The sequence below is a fragment of the Psychroflexus tropicus DSM 15496 genome (genome assembly GCF_000378765.1).
In the GTDB taxonomy this organism is placed as follows: Bacteria; Bacteroidota; Bacteroidia; order Flavobacteriales; family Flavobacteriaceae; genus Psychroflexus; species Psychroflexus tropicus.
Genome location: NZ_KB905345.1, coordinates 110,334 through 127,455, shown reverse-complemented (window position 1 = coordinate 127,455; position 17,122 = coordinate 110,334). Strand labels below are relative to the sequence as shown.

Annotated in this window: 15 protein-coding genes; 7 read left to right on the top strand and 8 right to left on the bottom strand. The window is 35.7% G+C overall.

Translation table 11 applies throughout. The features are described 5' to 3' along the window. Positions 1-39 precede the first annotated feature (39 nt). Positions 40-1,377, bottom strand: coding sequence for a M28 family peptidase (locus tag F598_RS0111690; protein ID WP_026302692.1), 1,338 nt, complete (start codon positions 1,375-1,377; stop codon positions 40-42). Between the two features lie 99 nt (positions 1,378-1,476). On the opposite strand from F598_RS0111690, the gene pheT reads away from it, so the two are divergent. The 4 genes from pheT (at position 1,477) to lysA (ending at position 6,716) form a co-directional block, all read left to right on the top strand. Further along, positions 1,477-3,903, top strand: coding sequence for a phenylalanine--tRNA ligase subunit beta (pheT, locus tag F598_RS0111685; RefSeq protein ID WP_019039246.1), 2,427 nt, complete (start codon positions 1,477-1,479; stop codon positions 3,901-3,903). Between the two features lie 84 nt (positions 3,904-3,987). Beyond that, positions 3,988-4,428 carry a hotdog fold thioesterase gene (locus F598_RS0111680; protein WP_019039245.1) on the top strand — a complete coding sequence of 147 codons (441 nt, stop codon included), beginning with the start codon at positions 3,988-3,990 and terminating at the stop codon, positions 4,426-4,428. A gap of 99 nt (positions 4,429-4,527) precedes the next feature. Then, positions 4,528-5,250, top strand: coding sequence for a hypothetical protein (locus F598_RS0111675; protein ID WP_019039244.1), 723 nt, complete (start codon positions 4,528-4,530; stop codon positions 5,248-5,250). A gap of 260 nt (positions 5,251-5,510) precedes the next feature. Next, positions 5,511-6,716: a diaminopimelate decarboxylase gene (gene lysA, locus F598_RS0111665; protein ID WP_019039242.1), complete on the top strand. Its 1,206-nt coding sequence runs from the start codon at positions 5,511-5,513 to the stop codon at positions 6,714-6,716. 38 nt (positions 6,717-6,754) lie between these two features. On the opposite strand, the gene F598_RS0111660 is transcribed toward lysA, so the two are convergent. From F598_RS0111660 to F598_RS0111635, 6 genes are all read right to left on the bottom strand, one after another. Next, entirely contained in the window at positions 6,755-8,782 is a 2,028-nt protein-coding gene (locus F598_RS0111660) for a protein-disulfide reductase DsbD family protein (protein ID WP_019039241.1), read from the bottom strand. Beyond that, complete coding sequence (gene tilS, locus F598_RS0111655; protein WP_019039240.1) at positions 8,779-10,092, bottom strand: tRNA lysidine(34) synthetase TilS; 1,314 nt, start codon at positions 10,090-10,092, stop codon at positions 8,779-8,781. The genes F598_RS0111660 and tilS overlap by 4 nt, the downstream gene beginning before the upstream one ends. A gap of 33 nt (positions 10,093-10,125) precedes the next feature. After that, the gene (locus F598_RS0111650; protein WP_019039239.1) at positions 10,126-11,430 is read right to left on the bottom strand and encodes an anthranilate synthase component I family protein; all 1,305 of its coding nucleotides are present in this window, start codon (positions 11,428-11,430) and stop codon (positions 10,126-10,128) included. Between the two features lie 2 nt (positions 11,431-11,432). Then, positions 11,433-11,960, bottom strand: a complete 528-nt coding sequence (locus tag F598_RS0111645) for an NADPH-dependent FMN reductase (RefSeq protein ID WP_019039238.1) — start codon at positions 11,958-11,960, stop codon at positions 11,433-11,435. An 89-nt stretch (positions 11,961-12,049) separates the two neighbouring features. Continuing rightward, entirely contained in the window at positions 12,050-12,244 is a 195-nt protein-coding gene (locus F598_RS0111640; protein WP_019039237.1) for a hypothetical protein, read from the bottom strand. Between the two features lie 119 nt (positions 12,245-12,363). Continuing rightward, positions 12,364-12,816 carry a DUF4442 domain-containing protein gene (locus F598_RS0111635; protein ID WP_019039236.1) on the bottom strand — a complete coding sequence of 151 codons (453 nt, stop codon included), beginning with the start codon at positions 12,814-12,816 and terminating at the stop codon, positions 12,364-12,366. 235 nt (positions 12,817-13,051) lie between these two features. Between F598_RS0111635 and F598_RS0111630 the strand changes: the two genes are divergently transcribed. The 3 genes from F598_RS0111630 to F598_RS0111620 are packed head-to-tail and all read left to right on the top strand — an operon-like array spanning position 13,052 to position 15,813. After that, positions 13,052-13,396: a PadR family transcriptional regulator gene (locus tag F598_RS0111630; protein WP_019039235.1), complete on the top strand. Its 345-nt coding sequence runs from the start codon at positions 13,052-13,054 to the stop codon at positions 13,394-13,396. Beyond that, a complete protein-coding gene (locus tag F598_RS0111625; protein WP_019039234.1) occupies positions 13,389-14,960 on the top strand; it encodes a PspC domain-containing protein in 1,572 nt (523 codons plus the stop codon). Before F598_RS0111630 ends, F598_RS0111625 begins: the two co-directional genes overlap by 8 nt. A 4-nt stretch (positions 14,961-14,964) precedes the next feature. Next, positions 14,965-15,813, top strand: a complete 849-nt coding sequence (locus tag F598_RS0111620) for a head GIN domain-containing protein (protein WP_019039233.1) — start codon at positions 14,965-14,967, stop codon at positions 15,811-15,813. Between the two features lie 74 nt (positions 15,814-15,887). Here F598_RS0111620 and F598_RS0111615 read toward each other — a convergent pair whose 3' ends face one another. Next, positions 15,888-17,075, bottom strand: a complete 1,188-nt coding sequence (locus tag F598_RS0111615; protein WP_019039232.1) for an LETM1-related biofilm-associated protein — start codon at positions 17,073-17,075, stop codon at positions 15,888-15,890. Positions 17,076-17,122 lie beyond the last annotated feature (47 nt).

Here is a 17,122-nt window from a genome sequence, read left to right as displayed (position 1 = left end):
TTTTCGATAAGACCTTTTTTAGTATTTAAGGTTTTCAGTTTACCTCATAACTTTGCTAGGGAAAACCACTACACTCTCGTGTCCGTTTTTTCCTACAGCTGCCACTCCAAAGTAGAAGTTGTCGATAACGATTCCATCTAAAGTGACTTTGTTAACATCCTCTACGTATTTGAAATGATCCCAGGTTGGTGAGGTTGTAGACCTCCAGTAAACTTTGTAGCCTACTACATCATCCGGTTGTTCTTGCTTCCAGCTTAGTTTTGCAGAAGGTTCTACCATACCACCTATTGAGACTTCACTAGGGGCGGGTGGAGCCCAGGCTAAACTAGCCAGATTAATCGCATTTACCGCTGTCAATTTTTTGACGTAATCAAAATTGACGTGCTCAATCACATCCCCATAGTCGATTCCATTTTCAGTTCTTATATCCTGATGTTGCTGAGTGTAATTTTCATGAGCCTCCATGATTCTAATCCCTGCATAACCCAAATCATTAAAGGGCTTATGATGACCGCCTCGTCCAAACCTATCCAGGCGATAAATCATCATTGGATTCATCTCTGGCATGTAGGTTTGAGTGGTTTGATAAACGTATCTGGCCAACTGTCTTGAATTCCCATCTACTTCACCACCGTAATAACGCTTCATCTGTCGCTCCCTATCCGTTTCAGTGGGGTTGTAAGCTTCACTGAAAATTCTAAAGGTTCTATTGTCGATCACTCCATCCACACCTTCAATGTTTCCTATCATATCATTGTTGATGATTCCAATGACATTCCAATTCTTTTCTTTCGCATATTTAGCAAGAAATTGACCACCAAATAAACCTTGTTCCTCACCACTTAAACCTACATAAACGATACTGTGATCAAATTCATATTGAGACAGAATTCTTGCGGCTTCCATGGTACCCGCCATACCTGTGGCGTTGTCATTGGCGCCCGGTGCATCAGTGGTAAAGTCCTGAGTATCCGAAGCTCTGGAGTCTATATCTCCACTCATGATAATATAGGAATTAGGATATTTTTTACCTTTCTGTACGGCTACCACATTGAGTATTTCAGCAGTTTTTGGGACTCTTCTTCCGTCCTCTGGAGTGACTGTCTCACCCTGGAAAAAAACTTCTAGGCAATTATTGCAGTTGGACGATATGGATTCAAATTCAGATTTAATCCAGCGTCTCGCTGCTCCAATACCACGCGTGTTACTTTCGGTTTCGCTAAAGGTGTTTCGAGTTCCAAAATCAACGAGTTGCTGAACATAAGTCTCCAGTTGATTAGATGATACATCATCTATAATATCGTAAATCCTGGTGTCTACCTGTGCATAAAATAGACTTGAAAAACTCAAACATAAAATAGTAAGTATCGATTTCATATAAATTATTTTTGAGCTAATTTACGTTAATTTAAGAGGAATAAAAATTTTATGAGCTAAGTGGGTTTCTTATCTTTGCCGGCTCTATAGATATAAATTATGAAGATTTCTTACAACTGGTTAAAGCAATTTGTGAATACGAAGTGGACTGCTGCAGAGACAGAAGTTCTGCTCACTGATCTCGGTTTGGAGGTAGAAGGGATTACCAATTTTGAATCGATTAAAGGAGGACTAGAAGGCATAGTTGTAGGACACGTTGAGTCATGCGAGCCTCATCCTAACGCAGATCGCCTTAAAATAACTAAAGTTAATATAGGAGAAGAAGTACCACTTTCTATTGTTTGTGGTGCTCCAAACGTCGATAAGGGACAAAATGTACCTGTAGCCACCATTGGAACAACGCTTTACGATGATAAAGGTGAAGCCTGGAAAATTAAAAAAGGTAAGATCAGAGGAGAAGTAAGCGAAGGTATGATCTGTGCTGAAGACGAAATCGGTTTAGGCAAAAGTCATGATGGGATCATGGTCTTAGATAAGAACTTAATTCCTGGTATTCCCTTAAATCAGGTGTTCACTGTTGAAAAAGATCAGGTTTTTGAAATAGGCTTAACGCCAAATCGTGCCGATGCGATGAGCCACTGGGGTGTAGCCAGAGATTTGAGAGCGGGATTGATTCAAAATGAAATCAATATACCACTGGACACTCCTTCTGTGAGTAGTTTTCATGTGGATAATAGAAGTTTAAAGGTTGGCATCGATGTAAAGAATTCAGAATTAGCTCCAAGATATTGTGGTGTAAGCTTGTCTGGACTTGAGGTTAAGGAATCTCCAGACTGGTTAAAAAATAAATTGAAAGCTATTGGAATCAATCCTAAAAACAATGTTGTTGATGCTACCAATTATGTGTTGCACGAATTAGGACAACCACTTCATGCTTTTGATTTAGATAAGGTAAAAAACAATAAAATTGTGGTAAAAACCTTAAAGGCTGGGACTAAATTCACGACCCTGGATGGTGTAGAACGGGAACTTCATGAAGATGATTTAATGATTTGTGATGCTGAGAAGCCACTGTGTATTGCGGGTGTTTTTGGTGGTTTAGACTCTGGAGTGACCACAAGTACCACTGATATATTTTTAGAAAGTGCTTACTTCAACCCGGTGAGTGTGAGAAAAACAGCAAAGCGTCATGGACTCAATACCGATGCTTCATTCCGTTTTGAAAGAGGTATAGATCCAAACATTACTGAGTTTGCTTTGAAGAGAGCTGTAATATTAATTCAGGAAATTGCTGGTGGTGTAGTCTCTAGTGATATCGACGATTTCTATCCTAAAAAGATCGAAGATTTTCAGGTGTTTTTAACCTTCGATAAAATCAATCAATTAATTGGACAGGAAATAGATACAGGAATAATTAAAACTATCCTGACTTCTCTGGATATCAAAGTCAATAATGTTTCTGAGAGTGGCTTAGGTCTTACAATTCCTGCTTATCGAGTTGACGTCCAAAGAGAAGTAGATGTGATAGAGGAAATTTTAAGAGTTTATGGTTATAACAGCATCGAGTCTGATAGCAAATTCAATGTGTCTGTAGCGAATTCTTCGATTTTCGATGATTATAAGCTACAAAATAAAATAGCTAACCAACTGGTTTCACAAGGGTTTTATGAGATTATGTCTAACTCTCTTACGACCAAGGCTTATGTAGAGTTGGCAGAAGATCTCAAAGAAGAGCACAATGTTGATATTTTGAACGCGCTAAGTACCGATCTCAATGTGATGAGGCAATCGATGTTGTTTTCTGGATTAGAGTCCGTGAGCTATAACATCAATAGAAAAACAACAGATATCAAGTTTTTTGAATTTGGAAAAACTTACCACCTTATTGACGGAGCGTACAAAGAATTTAAACACTTATCGCTATTCATCTCTGGCCATAAATCATCAGAAAGCTGGGTTTCGCCTCAACAAAAAACTAATTTCTTTGAATTGAAAGCTTATTTAGAAAGAATTTTTGAAAAACTAGGACTAACTGGTTTGGAATACCAAGCAGCTGAATCTGACTCTATTGCTGAAGGTTTAACAGGTCAATTGAAAGGAGATACAGTGGTAGATTTTGGAAGGGTAAAACAAAATGTATTGAGTCATTTTGATATCGAGCAAGACGTTCTTTATGCAGATCTTCATTGGGACGCTATCTTAAATTGCCTCCAGAAAAAGCAACTTAAGGTGAATGAGATTCCTAAATTCCCATCTACTCAGCGTGACTTTGCGTTATTGCTAGATCAGAATATCAAATTTGACGAGCTTAAATCATTGGCTTTTAAAACGGATAAAAAAATCCTTAAAGCAGTTGATTTGTTTGATGTATATGAAGGTGACAAATTACCCGAGCAGAAAAAGAGTTATGCGTTAAGGTTTAGATTTATGGATGATAAAAAAACGTTGACCGACAAGCAAGTCGATAAAGTGATGAAAAAGCTTCAGAATCAATTTGAAACAAAATTTGGAGCTAGCCTGAGATAGAAAATCTCAAAAAACAAATAGTTTTTATATTTAATCTCTGAAGCTAGTGCTTCGGAGATTTTTTTGATCAATAAAATTTAATCAATGGATTTAAAGGATGATTTTGTAAAGCGAATGATTGAAGATATTGTTCCTATCCACAAGTTTTTAGGGCTTCAATTGCTTCAAATAGAAAAGGACTTTGTAAAGGTAAAAGTTCCTTTCAGACCAGAAGTGGTTGGTGATATTCGCTCCAATAGGTGGCATGGAGGAATCATTACCACTGTGATGGATTCTGTAGGTGGAATTGTAGGCGGTACGCATTTGACCTCAATTAAAGATAAAATGGCGACTATCGATATACGCGTCGATTTTCTTTCTCCAGCCTATGCTGAAGCGATTATTGTCGAAGGTAGAACCATGCGATTGGGTTCTCGCATTTTTGTAGCAAGCATGAAAGCCTATCTAGAATCTGATTCTGAAGAAAAGTCAATTGCAGAAGGTAGGGGAGTTTACAACTTTATAAGGCTTAATCCAGAGGCTTAGATGTATTGAATTAATGCTTAACTGGTGTTAAAATTTGATTTTCTAATTGTTTGAACTTAACTTACTTATTACTTTTATATCGAATGTAGAAAAAGATATATGATGCTTCCAAGAACAAACCTCAAGACACAACTGAACAAGGCAAAATTTAAAACGACTTCCAACGAGGAAATTTTAAAGCAGGTTCAGAACGTCCTTCAATCAGTAGACGATAGAAATGATGAAATATTGAATGAGGTAGTTAAGGGAGAAACTACAAATTCAAATGATTTCAATTTTGATAAATTAGAGTCTAGTGAGATTTATCATATCGATCAAATTGAAAAGATTTGTGTGAATTATAGACTAAGATTCCTTGATTCTAAATACTTCAAAGGTAAGTTACCATATGAAGCGCTTTCTAAAATAAAAACACTTGAAGAAGAGCATGAGACCACGCTTAAAGGCTTTAAGATTATGGCTCCTTCAAAATTGTTCAAACTAGAGAATGCAGACGATCCGTTATTATTTGCTCCCATTGGTAATGACTATTATTACTTAATTCACAAATGGGGTAACGACTTAAGTCCTTTTAGAAGGTTAATGATGTGGCCTTTTAAAACCTTTGAAAACTTTATGTGTTTTGTATTATTATCTGCACTGATTTGTACTTCACTTGTCCCTAGCGGATTTTTTATGAGCGAAGACAATATGACGACAGAATTCTTTCTACTCTTTATATTTATGTTCAAATGGATAGGTGGTATAGCCTTATATTATGGTTTTGCCAAAGGAAAGAATTTTAATACTGCCATTTGGAGAAGTAAATATTACAATGCCTAAACTTTAAAGATGATCATTCTACAGTTTATAGTTCAACAACTATCTCCCGCAAAATTTTGCGGGTTTCTTTTGAAATCTTCAAAAGCGAAATTCAAAAAGGCTCTTTTTTCTAAAGCTGTTAAGTTGAAGAAAAAGAAAATAGCTAAATCTTGTGCTATTAAATCTAAACTAAGCGTCTAGACTCCTATTCAAATATGTTTCTTATTTTAGCCGGATTGAAATTTCAATTCGAAACCAATTAGTATTTAATTTTTATAAAAATGACACACGCAGACCTTTTAAAAGTGGCTCAGCAACACGGTAGCCCTGTTTATGTTTATGATTCAGAAAAAATTATTCACCAGTATAAACGTCTTACAGGAGCTTTTAAGAAGGTCAAACATCTACGACTTCATTATGCTGTAAAAGCTTTATCAAACCTCAGTATTTTGAGGCTATTTAATCAATTAGGAAGCGCTTTAGATACGGTATCTATTCAGGAAGTGAAATTGGGAATAGCTGCAGGATTCGATCCTTCAAAAATCATCTTTACTCCAAACGGAGTGTCTATGGAAGAGCTTGAAGAAGCCGTTGAACTCGGTGTCCAAATTAACATCGATAATTTATTAATACTAGAACAGTTTGGTGCTAAGCATCCCAATGTTCCCGTTTGCATTCGTATCAATCCGCATGTGATGGCAGGTGGTAATACCAATATATCTGTTGGTCATATCGACTCTAAGTTTGGTATTTCTATACACCAAATGCCTCATGTTTTAAGAATTGTTGAAAATACGGGAATGACTATCAACGGCATTCATATGCATACAGGTAGTGATATTCTGGATATAGGCGTCTTTCTTCATGCTGCAGAAATTTTATTTGATGTGGCTTCCAAATTCGAAAATCTTGAGTTCTTAGACTTCGGTAGTGGTTTTAAGGTGCCTTATCATGAAGGTGACATAGAAACCAACGTCGAGGAATTGGGGACCAAACTTACTAAACGCTTTAATGAATTTTGTAAATCTTACGGAAAGGAGCTCACTTTAGCTTTTGAACCTGGTAAGTTTTTGGTAAGTGAAGCAGGATTCTTTTTAGCTAAAGTTAATGTTGTGAAGCAAACTACCTCTACAGTGTTTGCTCAAATTGATTCAGGGTTTAATCATTTAATCAGACCGATGTTTTATGGGTCTAATCATGAAATTTTCAATATTACACATCCAGAACGCAACAAGAGATTCTATTCAGTCGTTGGCTATATCTGTGAAACCGATACCTTCGCTAACAATAAGATGATTTCTGAGATTAGTGAAGGGGATGTATTGGCTTTCAAAAATGCAGGAGCTTATTGCTACTCCATGGCCAGTAATTACAACTCAAGGTTTAGACCCCCTGAAGTGCTTTGGCATAAAGGCGAGGCTCATTTGATTAGACAACGGGAAACATTTGATGACATTGTGAGAAATCAGTTGGAAGTAGCGCTGTAAGACTCGACACTTAATCTAAATACTCAAAAAAGATAAAACTATTCAGTTTTATCTTTTTTGTTTTTATAGTTTTCTAATCCTGTTTCCAGCCAACTGAAATAGGCTTCAGAAGAGGGCTCGTAAGCAATGGTTTCATTGAGCAGTTCCAAATTTGGAGATAATAAGACGTAATAAGGCTGCGAGTTATTTTTAAAATTTAAAGTTTGGAACGTCGCCCATTTGTCACCTATGGTGCGAATTTTTTTCACAGAACCATTTGCTCTTTTAAAGTTGAATCTCTCTTCATCACTTAACTTTTCTTTATCGTCCACGTAAAGTGAAATTAGGATATAGTCATTTTTTATAGTCTGATAAACATCAGAGACGCTCCAGACCTGTTCTTCCATCTTTCTGCAGTTGACACAGGCCCATCCTGTAAAGTCTAGCAGAATTGGCTTGTTTTGTGCTTTGGCAGCTTCCAGACCCTTGTCAAAATCTTTATATGCTTTCAGACCTAAAGGCCCTTCAGTCTCTTTCTCATAAATGCTATAAAACAGTGGAGGAGGGAAGCCACTTAAAAGTTTCAGATTAGCAGAGGAGCTATTGGTTAATCCCGGAATGAGGTAGATCACAAAAGCAAGTGTAAGTATACCAATAAAGACTCTCCCTTTACTCAATTTACTTACAGGTCCATCGTGAGGAAATCTAAGTTTTCCAAATAGGTATAAAACCATGGCAATTCCGATTAATATCCAGATTCCAACAAAAACTTCTCGTTTTAAGATGCCCCAATGTTCAACTAAATCTGCGTTAGATAAGAATTTGAAAGCCAGTCCTAACTCTAGGAAACCCAACACTACTTTAACCGTATTTAACCAGCCACCACTTTTTGGTAAAGAATTGAGCCAGTTGGGGAACAGAGCAAATAAGGCGAAGGGTAAAGCTAATGCCAATCCAAAGCCACCCATCCCAAAGCTTAGCATCGTAGCTCCACCATCAGCGGTGAGAGAACCACCAAGTAAGGATCCTAAGATGGGGCCGGTGCAGGAAAACGACACCAACGCCAATGTGAGTGCCATGAAAAATATACCTACGATTCCACCTATGCTAGTTGCCTTTTGATCCAGTTTACTGCTCCAGGAATTTGGAAGGGTGATCTCATAATACCCAAAAAAGGAGAAGGCAAACACCATAAAAATCACAAAAAAAATGATATTCAAAATGGGATTGGTTGAGATATTATTTAGGATTTCAGGATTTACAGAATCGATGAGATGAAAGGGTAAACTGAGTAATACATAGATCAAAAAGATAAAGGCTCCATACATGATGGCGTTTATTAGTCCAATTTTTTTAGTTCTGGCTCCTTTAGTGAAAAATGAAACCGTTAAAGGAATCATAGGAAATACACATGGAGTTAATAAGGCGATAAGACCTCCTATAAACCCCAAGAAAAATATGGTGAAGTTACTGTCTTCACCTTCTTCTGAATTTAATTTGAATTCACTCTTGCCTTTTAAATCTAACTTTAAGGCTTCAGTTCTAATTTTGTCTTTGCTCTTTACTTCGATAGCTTTCGTCTCAGCAACGGATAATTCACCTTTCTGAATTTTAAAATTAAATCGTTTTTGATCTTGGGGTAGACACATTTCATCATTACAAATCATAAACAGAATCTCCAGGTCTAAATCTCCTTCTAAATCGAGCACTTTAAAACGCTGTGAAAATCTAGCTTCATTTTCAAAGTAGGTCAGTTCTGTTTTGAAAATTTCATCGAACTTGGTGATGCCTTCCGGCTCGGTCGTCATCCCCAGTTTTTTTATTTGGGTAGTGTCATAATCAAAATTAAACTCTGTAGGAGTAGGGCCATTTTCATCTTCTTTTAGTTCAGTTTGAGAGGGGAGATGCCAAGTGTCTTCAATTTTAGCTGAAATTATAACTGAATAGATACTGTCCGATTCTTTTTCGACTTTGGCAGTCCAGCTTGAAGGATTTTCAGATGTATTTGGCTGTTCAAACCCAAACTGTCCCCAGCTTGCAGTCGTCATCACAAGAAAACAGATAGTAAAAGTGAAATATTTTATCATTTCAGATATTCGATTTTTAAAATTTTATCAGTGGCTTGATCCACTTTGTAACGATTGTCAGTTCTTAAACTTAATACCCAGATGATATCATCGTTCCCATTGCATAGGACTAATTGATTCGATTTTTTGTGAGGGCTTACTTTTTCGTCTTTAAGAAAATCACTAAGCTTCTTTTTGCCTTTCATTCCAAAAGGATAAAAGAAATCTCCCTTATTTACAGACCTTAAACTTAAGGGAAACTTAAGTTTGGCATAATCAAAATAGGCCAGGTTAGAGTCCAATTCCCCTAGCTTATCAACTTTGGAGAATTTTAATTTGTTACCGTTCAATTGAACTTCAGATTGGTCTTCGTCAATGTCTATCGACTGGAACTCTTGAGTAGAGTTTGCAGATAAAACCAATTGATTTCGGTTTTTAAATAACGTATGTGTTGGCGATTCTACATGCTTCCCAGTTTGGGCATCCATCAAGTTGTATACATCATTCCACTCTTTAAAACCGAAGCTTTCCAATAATTGATACAAAATTGCTCTTTGATTGGGGTATTGTTTTAATTTTTCAATGTCGATTTCGTAGTGGTCTTCCTTTTCTTTTATAAGTGCTTTGAAAAGCAAATTTGTATAGTCTTCTAAAAGTGACTCAGCATCTTTAATCTTTTGAAGGCTAGAATCAAAATTGTTTAGAAAATTTGGAGTAAGTCCCATCAATTCTGGTACAATTTGATGTCTTATTTGATTTCTTAAATACTTAGTGCTTGTATTGCTTTGGTCTTCTCTCCATTCTATATGATTTTCAATTGCAAAATCTTCAATTTCTTTTTTGCTGAATTTTAATAGAGGTCTACGAATGTATTGGTTTTGGCTTGGAACCCCAGTGAGACCCTTGATCCCTGTAGACCGACTTAAGTTGATAATAAAGGTTTCCAAACTGTCATTAAGATGATGAGCAGTGAGCAGAAATTTGTAAGACGTAGTTTTAATGAGTTCTTCAAACCACTGGTAGCGTAAATGTCTCGCAGTAATTTGAATGGATTCCTTTCGCTGTTCGGCAATAGCTTCAGTTTCAAAATCCTTTTTGAAAAGCTCACAATTTAGATTTTCGGCAAGCTTTGTTACGAATTTTGCATCCTCTTTACTATCACCTGCCCTAAGTTTGAAATTACAATGGGCCAGGGCAAAGTTTAATTTCAAGTTAGAACATAAATGGGCTAACACCACAGAATCAACTCCGCCACTTATGGCAATAATAAATGGAGATTCTAGTAATTCTGGAAACTCAACTTCAATATGTTTGTGAAAAATATCTTGCATATTCCTGAAACCGCAAAATTAAGCTTTATTGGGTTAATCTTCTGTAACTCCTGTAGCATTAACAACATATTGTAGAGCTTTTCCTTTAACAAGACATTCCTTGTATTCTCGTTCTGGATCAGCTTGAGCAGTTAAGGCACTACCCACCATATAAGAAAGGTGTTTGTGTTCTGAATTATAAAGTAAAGTCCTAATGACCACATTAAAATCGAAGTCATGATCAGGAGTGATATAGCCAATGGAGCCACTGTAGAGCCCCCGTTTTGTAGATTCGTAAGTTTCTGCAATTTGCATAGCCGATAGTTTAGGAGCACCCGTCATGCTTCCCATAGGGAATAGGGATTTTATAACTTCTGACACCGAGACCTCTGGCTTTACTTTGGAAGTTATGGTCGACACCATCTGATGCACCTGCTCATAAGTATATACTTTGCATAGCTCTTCAACCTCGACCGAGCTTTTGGCAGCAGTTTTTGACAAGTCATTTCTTACCAAGTCGACGATCATCACGTTTTCTGAAATCTCTTTAGGGTCTTGGCTCAGTTTCTGTTTCAGAAGATCATCTTCAATATCTGATTTACCACGTTTTGATGTTCCTTTTATAGGTTGTGAAATCAATTTATCACCTTGCTTTTTAAGAAATCGTTCTGGACTGGCACAAAGGGCATGAATGTTTTCCAAACGTAGAAAACTGGAAAAGGGGGCCTTAGATTTTAAATTGAGATGCTCAAAGGTAGAGTAGGGGTCTATATTTGAATCATTCAAATGAAATTCCTGACAAAAATTGACTTCATAAATATCACCGCGATGAATGTGTTCCAGGATATTTTTGGCTTTATCAATGTATTCTTCTTTAGTCCATTGAGGGGAAAATTGATGCCAGGTGTAATTTGATTTGGCTTGCTTTGTTTCTAAGATGGCTTCAAAATCAGATTCAATTTCATCTTCAACCAAGTTGAGATAATGGGCTTCGACCAAATCTTTTTTAATGATCCAGATCTTTTTAGGTTGGATAAAATACAATTCTGGAAAATTAAGCTGGTCATCATTGTTGGAAGAAATTGCCTCAATATTGTTTTTCAGATCGTAACTTAGGTATCCGAATAACCAGTCATTTGTAGTAGTTTGATATTCTTCAAGCCGATCAAAAGCAAGATGCTGATCTGTTTTTAAAGCTGTAAAAGCATCAACAGCCAATATAGCTTCAAAGTCACTATACAGATGATGGTTTCGGTTGGAGTCCAGAAAGACAACTTCTTTAAATTGTTTCCCCCAGCGAAAAAGTTTTTCTTTAAACTTAGGTTCTTCTGAAATTGAAAATGTAGTGATTCTTCTCAATCTTATTTCAAATTATTTTCAAACGTAGTGACAGAAGTCATGAGGTCTTCTTTAAATGCTTTTGAGAGTTCTCCGTCTTGAAAATGATCTTGAAACGATGGAAGGCTGAAGGTTTGATCAATTTGTCCGCCAAATTTCTTGAAATTAGCAATGGTGTATTCCAAGCAATTTCTGCCAGCGCCCTGACCTGGAGAACTTGATAGAAGTAAGATGGTTTTACCTTCAAGATAACTTCCTGTACGAGATAACCAGTCGGTGATGTTTTTGAAAAAAGCAGACATCGTTCCATTATGTTCATTGACGGCCACCACTAAGGCATCACTAGCGTCAATAGTAGATCTTAATTTTTTGATAGAATCTGGAATCCCGCTTTCTTTTTCTATATCCTCAGAATATATAGGAACACTTAAGGCTTTAAGATCAATATATTCAACACTATGGTTTTTAAAATGTTGTAGGGAGTATTTTAAAAGTTGATCGTTAATAGAGGTAGATGAATTCGATCCTGTAAAGGCTATGATTTTCGACATTTAGCTTTTTAGGTAAAGGTAAGCATAAATCAAAAATCCACTATTTTAAAACCTTAAAATAATGGATCTGAAAGAACGGTTAGAAATTTTTAATCCAAATAAATCATACACTGCTTTAGAGAAGGATTTGTCTGTGTAAGTCTTATGATAAAGTCTCTAAGTTCATCGAGTTCATAAGGTAAAAGGCGTTTTGTTGCCTTTTTTAATTCCCTGCAAAATAACTGAGGATCAAAGCTTACTTTTTTCAAAATTTCTTTGGTGTATTCCAACATCGCTCTTGGCATGGTCGTAAAATTTTAAATTAAGTAATTGTGTGTCATAAATAATATTTTTACTAAAATAATAATTATATGCCTATATAATTATGATTCTTATCATTAAATGTTTCTATAATGAACATAAATTATTTTTTTCTTACCGTCCATTGAAATTTAAATTCTGAGACAATATCTCCTTTTGCATTCTTAGCGACAGAGGTCATCCAAAACTTTTCTCCTTCCGGATTGTTTAGGCATTCTTGAATATTGGATTTAACCAGACGGACATCTTCACAGGTGAAAGTTATTTTTCCCTTTGCTTTCTTATAGAATGATGATGAATTTTCCTGTACAAGCATAGAAATCTTTTCTCCACTATCATTAATCTCTTTCATCACTATGGCTCCAGTACTGAGTTCTGCAGCCATAGCCTGTACCGCAAAATACATGCTGTTAAATGGATTTTGATTGATCCATCTATGAGTTACTGTTGTCTCACAAACGTTTTCATCAATCGTTTTTAGCCTCACTCCACAGAGCCAAGCTGAGGGTAACTTTGAAAATAAAAATAGATTGATTTTGGATGGCGTTAACTTCATTGGTAATCATATTTAAATCTAAAATACTATTTATTTAGGTTCCTATCTTTCTATTTGATGTACATTTTGGATTCTTTTTTATCCCTCATAATCTTTTGTAATGACCATGACATCTAGGATTAGCAATAAATTGTAAGATTTTAAGTGTTAAGTAAAAGTTAAATTATATTACTATGTATTACAAAGTAGTGTTTAAAAGATATATCTTTGTAATATATTATTTGAAAAGAAGAACATGAAAATTGAAAATACGAAAGCCCAAATGCGTAAAGGAGTTCTGGAGTATTGCATATTGTCTGTATTGAGTCATGACGATGCATATGTTGCAGAAATACTAGACACATTAAAGTCGGCTAAGCTTTTAGTAGTGGAGGGAACTATTTATCCTCTACTCACCAGACTCAAGAATGCAAAACTATTAACCTACCGTTGGGAAGAATCGACGGGAGGCCCGCCTAGAAAATATTACAGACTTACAGATGAAGGCAAGGAGTTTTTAAATGAACTCTCAGATACCTGGTCCGAATTAAGTTATGCCGTGACAACAATTACTTCAAAAAAACAAACTAACGATGAATAAAACTATCAACATTAATCTTGCGAACGTATTTTTTCATATTGATGAGGATGCGTTTAGACAACTTGATCAATACTTGAAAGCTATTGAAAGCTATCTTGCAAATGAAGAAAGCAGAGATGAAATCTTGCAGGACATTGAGGCAAGAATTGCAGAGCTTTTTACAGAATCACAAGCTCATAAAGACCAAGTGATTACGATGAAGCAGGTACAGGACATGATTAAAATCATGGGTGAGCCAGAGGCCTATAAAATTGATGATGATGAAGATACTGCTACGAGTGCAAGTAGACCAAGACGGTCTAGAAAACTTTACCGTGACCTAGATCATAATTACTTAGGGGGAGTTTCGTCCGGCCTTCATCACTATTTAGGACTTAACACGCTTCTAATTAGATTTATCTGGATTATTTCTGCATTCTTCTCATTTGGAGCAACTGTAGCAATTTACATTATCTTATGGATAGCTATTCCAGCCGCCAAAACCACTTCGCAGAAGCTTGATATGCAAGGAGAGCCTGTCAATCTTACGAACATTGAAAAAAAAGTAAAGGAGAGTTATTCCAAGTTTGCCGATAGAGTAGGAGATATAGATTATGATAAGTATGGGCAGCAAACGAAGTCAGGAGTTAATCAATTTTTTGAAGGTCTTGGCGAAGTATTAAAAGCTATAGGACTTTTTATTTCCAAGTTCTTAGGCATAATTCTATTGATCATTTCTAGTCTTGCTTTGGTTGGATTGGTCATCTTCTTCTTCAGTTTTGGAACACTATCCATTTTTGAACTTGGAGATTTTAATCAGATGGAATTTTTCTCATTGGGAGCTCCTTATTGGACTCAAGTAGCTTTGTTTTTCTTAGTTGCTGCTATACCTTTCTTTTACTTGATGGTTTTAAGTTTAAAATTGCTTTTCAGAAACCTGAAATCTTTAGGCAAAATCACTCATATCACTTTAGTAGGTATCTGGATCCTGTGTATAATCATCATATCAACCTTAGCTATTAAAAGAGAGATGGAGGTGAGTGTAGATACTGAATTTGTAGAAGTGAACTCACTTGTATTTCAAGAAAACGACACGGTTCGTATTAGAATGAATACTAATCTGTTATACACCGATGATTTTAATAAGAGTAGGTCTCAAAAGATCGTTAAAGACGAAGATGATAATTCCAGACTTTTTAGTACAAACGTTAATGTGAATTTCAGAACCTCTAATGATGATGAATTAAAAGTAAGAGTTACAAAGAAGGGATTTGGTTCTACAGAATCGATAGCCAGAGAAGAGGCCGCTTTGGTAGACTATGATTACACTGAAGACGGTTCTACATTGAAACTTGACAACTATTTTTTAACGACACCTGAATTTAAAGAACAAAATGTAAGAGTAGATGTTACGGTCTATATTCCAGAAGATCGAATTGTGTATTTGGATAAAAGTTTGATGAGATTTAGCAGAATAAGAAACTTCAAATCCTCAGACTACAATACCTATTTAGGCTACACAGACAATGTTTGGAAACCATTAGATAACAAAACCAAAACAGATTCAATATCAACCAATAACTAAAGCCATGAAAACAATTACTTACACGCTTCTTATTTCTATCAGTATTTTACTGACCAGCTGTAATTTCAATTTCAATTATCCTGATAAAGTCAGAGGTGAGGGAGAAATCATTACAGAACAAATTATGCTGGATAAATTCAATGAACTTCAGCTGGAAAGGGGCTGGGACGTCACTCTGGAACCTTCAGATTCAAACTACATGATTGTAGAAGCTAATGAAAACCTATTTGAAGTTTTTGATTATGAGAACCAATCAGGAATACTCAAAGTAAGCTCCACGAAGCAGATCTCCAGTGCTGACGCAAAGCAAATCACTATCTACTTCACTGAGCAATTGCAGCTCTTAAAAGCTTCCAGCGGTACAGAAGTTACTTCTAGCGTACTTTTAAACTTTGATAACTTTATGCTGGACGTTTCCAGTGGGGCTGAAGTTGAATTGGACCTTAATGTCACATCTCTGGAACTTGAAACGTCCAGTGGATCTGAGGCCGAAATAAATGTAGAAGCTGATGATCTATTTGTTAATAGCTCCAGCGGATCTTCTGCAGACGTTCAAGTAAAAGCTATTTATACCAAAGCAGGAACTTCTTCTGGTTCTAATATTGACTTACAAGGAACCACCACAGAATTTGAAGCAAATTCATCTAGCGGCACTGACATTGATGCCAAAGGACTAACATCCAATTTCGTTAATGCAAAAGCAAGCTCAGGATCTTCAATATCAGTATATCCTGTCGAAAATTTGAGTGCAGCTTCTAGCAGTGGAGGAGATATTTATTATTTCAACGAGCCTTCAGGAAAGCTCGACTTAAATCCATCAAAATCTGGTGGGGCGATTAAGCTAAAGAATTAAACATAAAAACCTAACCTTATGATTTCACTAATTAAAATACTTGTTATTCTTTTGTTCTATTACATTCAATGCTATTAGTCAGTTTCCAAGTTTTCATTAAATGCAGATGGTAATAACTGAGGAATAAATTTAATTATGATTGGTAGTAAAACACTCCCTCCTGGCAAAACAAAAATAGCCAGCGAGGGAATGCTTTTAAAAATATCGTATAGCTGCGATTTCACTTTTGCTTTCTCTTCAGCATTCAATTCACGATGTCTGGATTGAGAGATAAGATAGACCAATTCTTTACTTTGAATGATTTCTTTATACAGCCGTTTCCGGTTTCTAGTCAACAAGAGTTTAACCGCTTTTTGGTTTTTCTTGTAAAAATGATTAAGCGGATGACTAAAATTAAAATAAGCAATGCTACTTCTGTGCTTAGTCACAAAATCATATAAAAATTCTAAACTTAAGTCGATGTAATTTGATTTCAATTGTAAATCTGAACCTAAATTTTTCATGAACAACAATTCGGTCAGTTCTATTTCTTCATCACTGTAAACAGCCATACAAGCCATATCAAACACATATAACCTGCCCAAATCACTTAAGCCTTTTTGAAAATCTAACTTATCTACAAAGCCTTTTTTTGAATTTGGAAAATTGTAGCGCAAAGAGCTATTCAGCAGTTTTAAAATGAGAAGATCGTATTTCCCTTTTGATGTTTTCTGTTCCAAAGCCTGATACACTGTGTTCATAATTATACCTTCTAAAGACCTGGCATAAGTATCCGGTTGAATGGATTTTGACAATGTTCTTTCATAGGTTAATACATCTGTAAATAACAAGGCGTTTGTAATAAGATGACTAAAATTCTTTTGAATAATTCCTTCATTGGTTTGAACACGCTTATGGATGAGTTGCTCCAATTGTTGTTCAGCTTTGGTTTTAAATTTAAATATGGAGCTTAAAAATGCTTTGGAGGAATGTAAGGCTTCGTAGAACCCTATTAATCTGTTAATGATTTCCTGGTCAGGCTGATCCTCACAATAGTGATGATCAATATAAATCAGAGTAATAAATAAATTGATTTTATCTAATTCTTCCTGAGTATAAGTTATTTGATCGCTTAAAGGAATAAGGGGATTTTGACTAGACCCATAAATAAAACCTGTAGACCGAAGTGCATTATAAAATTGAAATTGATCCAGACTTAATAGATCAGTTTCTTTAAGACGATGCAAGCATTTTATAAGCCAACCTGACGCTGAAGGATTCATAAATTTAAATATAGTTATAGTTCCAAGTTAAAATAAAAAAGGAGTCT

Bases quoted from the DNA above. Each gene is read 5' to 3' on its own strand.
- F598_RS0111645 (WP_019039238.1), bottom strand. From the start codon at position 11,960: ATGTCGAAAATCATAGCCTTTACAGGATCGAATTCATCTACCTCTATT.
- F598_RS0111615 (WP_019039232.1), bottom strand. From the start codon at position 17,075: ATGAATCCTTCAGCGTCAGGTTGGCTTATAAAATGCTTGCATCGTCTT.
- F598_RS0111660 (WP_019039241.1), bottom strand. From the start codon at position 8,782: ATGATAAAATATTTCACTTTTACTATCTGTTTTCTTGTGATGACGACT.
- lysA (WP_019039242.1), top strand. From the start codon at position 5,511: ATGACACACGCAGACCTTTTAAAAGTGGCTCAGCAACACGGTAGCCCT.
- F598_RS0111690 (WP_026302692.1), bottom strand. From the start codon at position 1,377: ATGAAATCGATACTTACTATTTTATGTTTGAGTTTTTCAAGTCTATTT.
- F598_RS0111625 (WP_019039234.1), top strand. From the start codon at position 13,389: ATGAATAAAACTATCAACATTAATCTTGCGAACGTATTTTTTCATATT.
- F598_RS0111680 (WP_019039245.1), top strand. From the start codon at position 3,988: ATGGATTTAAAGGATGATTTTGTAAAGCGAATGATTGAAGATATTGTT.
- F598_RS0111675 (WP_019039244.1), top strand. From the start codon at position 4,528: ATGATGCTTCCAAGAACAAACCTCAAGACACAACTGAACAAGGCAAAA.
- F598_RS0111635 (WP_019039236.1), bottom strand. From the start codon at position 12,816: ATGAAGTTAACGCCATCCAAAATCAATCTATTTTTATTTTCAAAGTTA.
- F598_RS0111630 (WP_019039235.1), top strand. From the start codon at position 13,052: ATGAAAATTGAAAATACGAAAGCCCAAATGCGTAAAGGAGTTCTGGAG.
- F598_RS0111620 (WP_019039233.1), top strand. From the start codon at position 14,965: ATGAAAACAATTACTTACACGCTTCTTATTTCTATCAGTATTTTACTG.
- F598_RS0111640 (WP_019039237.1), bottom strand. From the start codon at position 12,244: ATGCCAAGAGCGATGTTGGAATACACCAAAGAAATTTTGAAAAAAGTA.
- pheT (WP_019039246.1), top strand. From the start codon at position 1,477: ATGAAGATTTCTTACAACTGGTTAAAGCAATTTGTGAATACGAAGTGG.
- tilS (WP_019039240.1), bottom strand. From the start codon at position 10,092: ATGCAAGATATTTTTCACAAACATATTGAAGTTGAGTTTCCAGAATTA.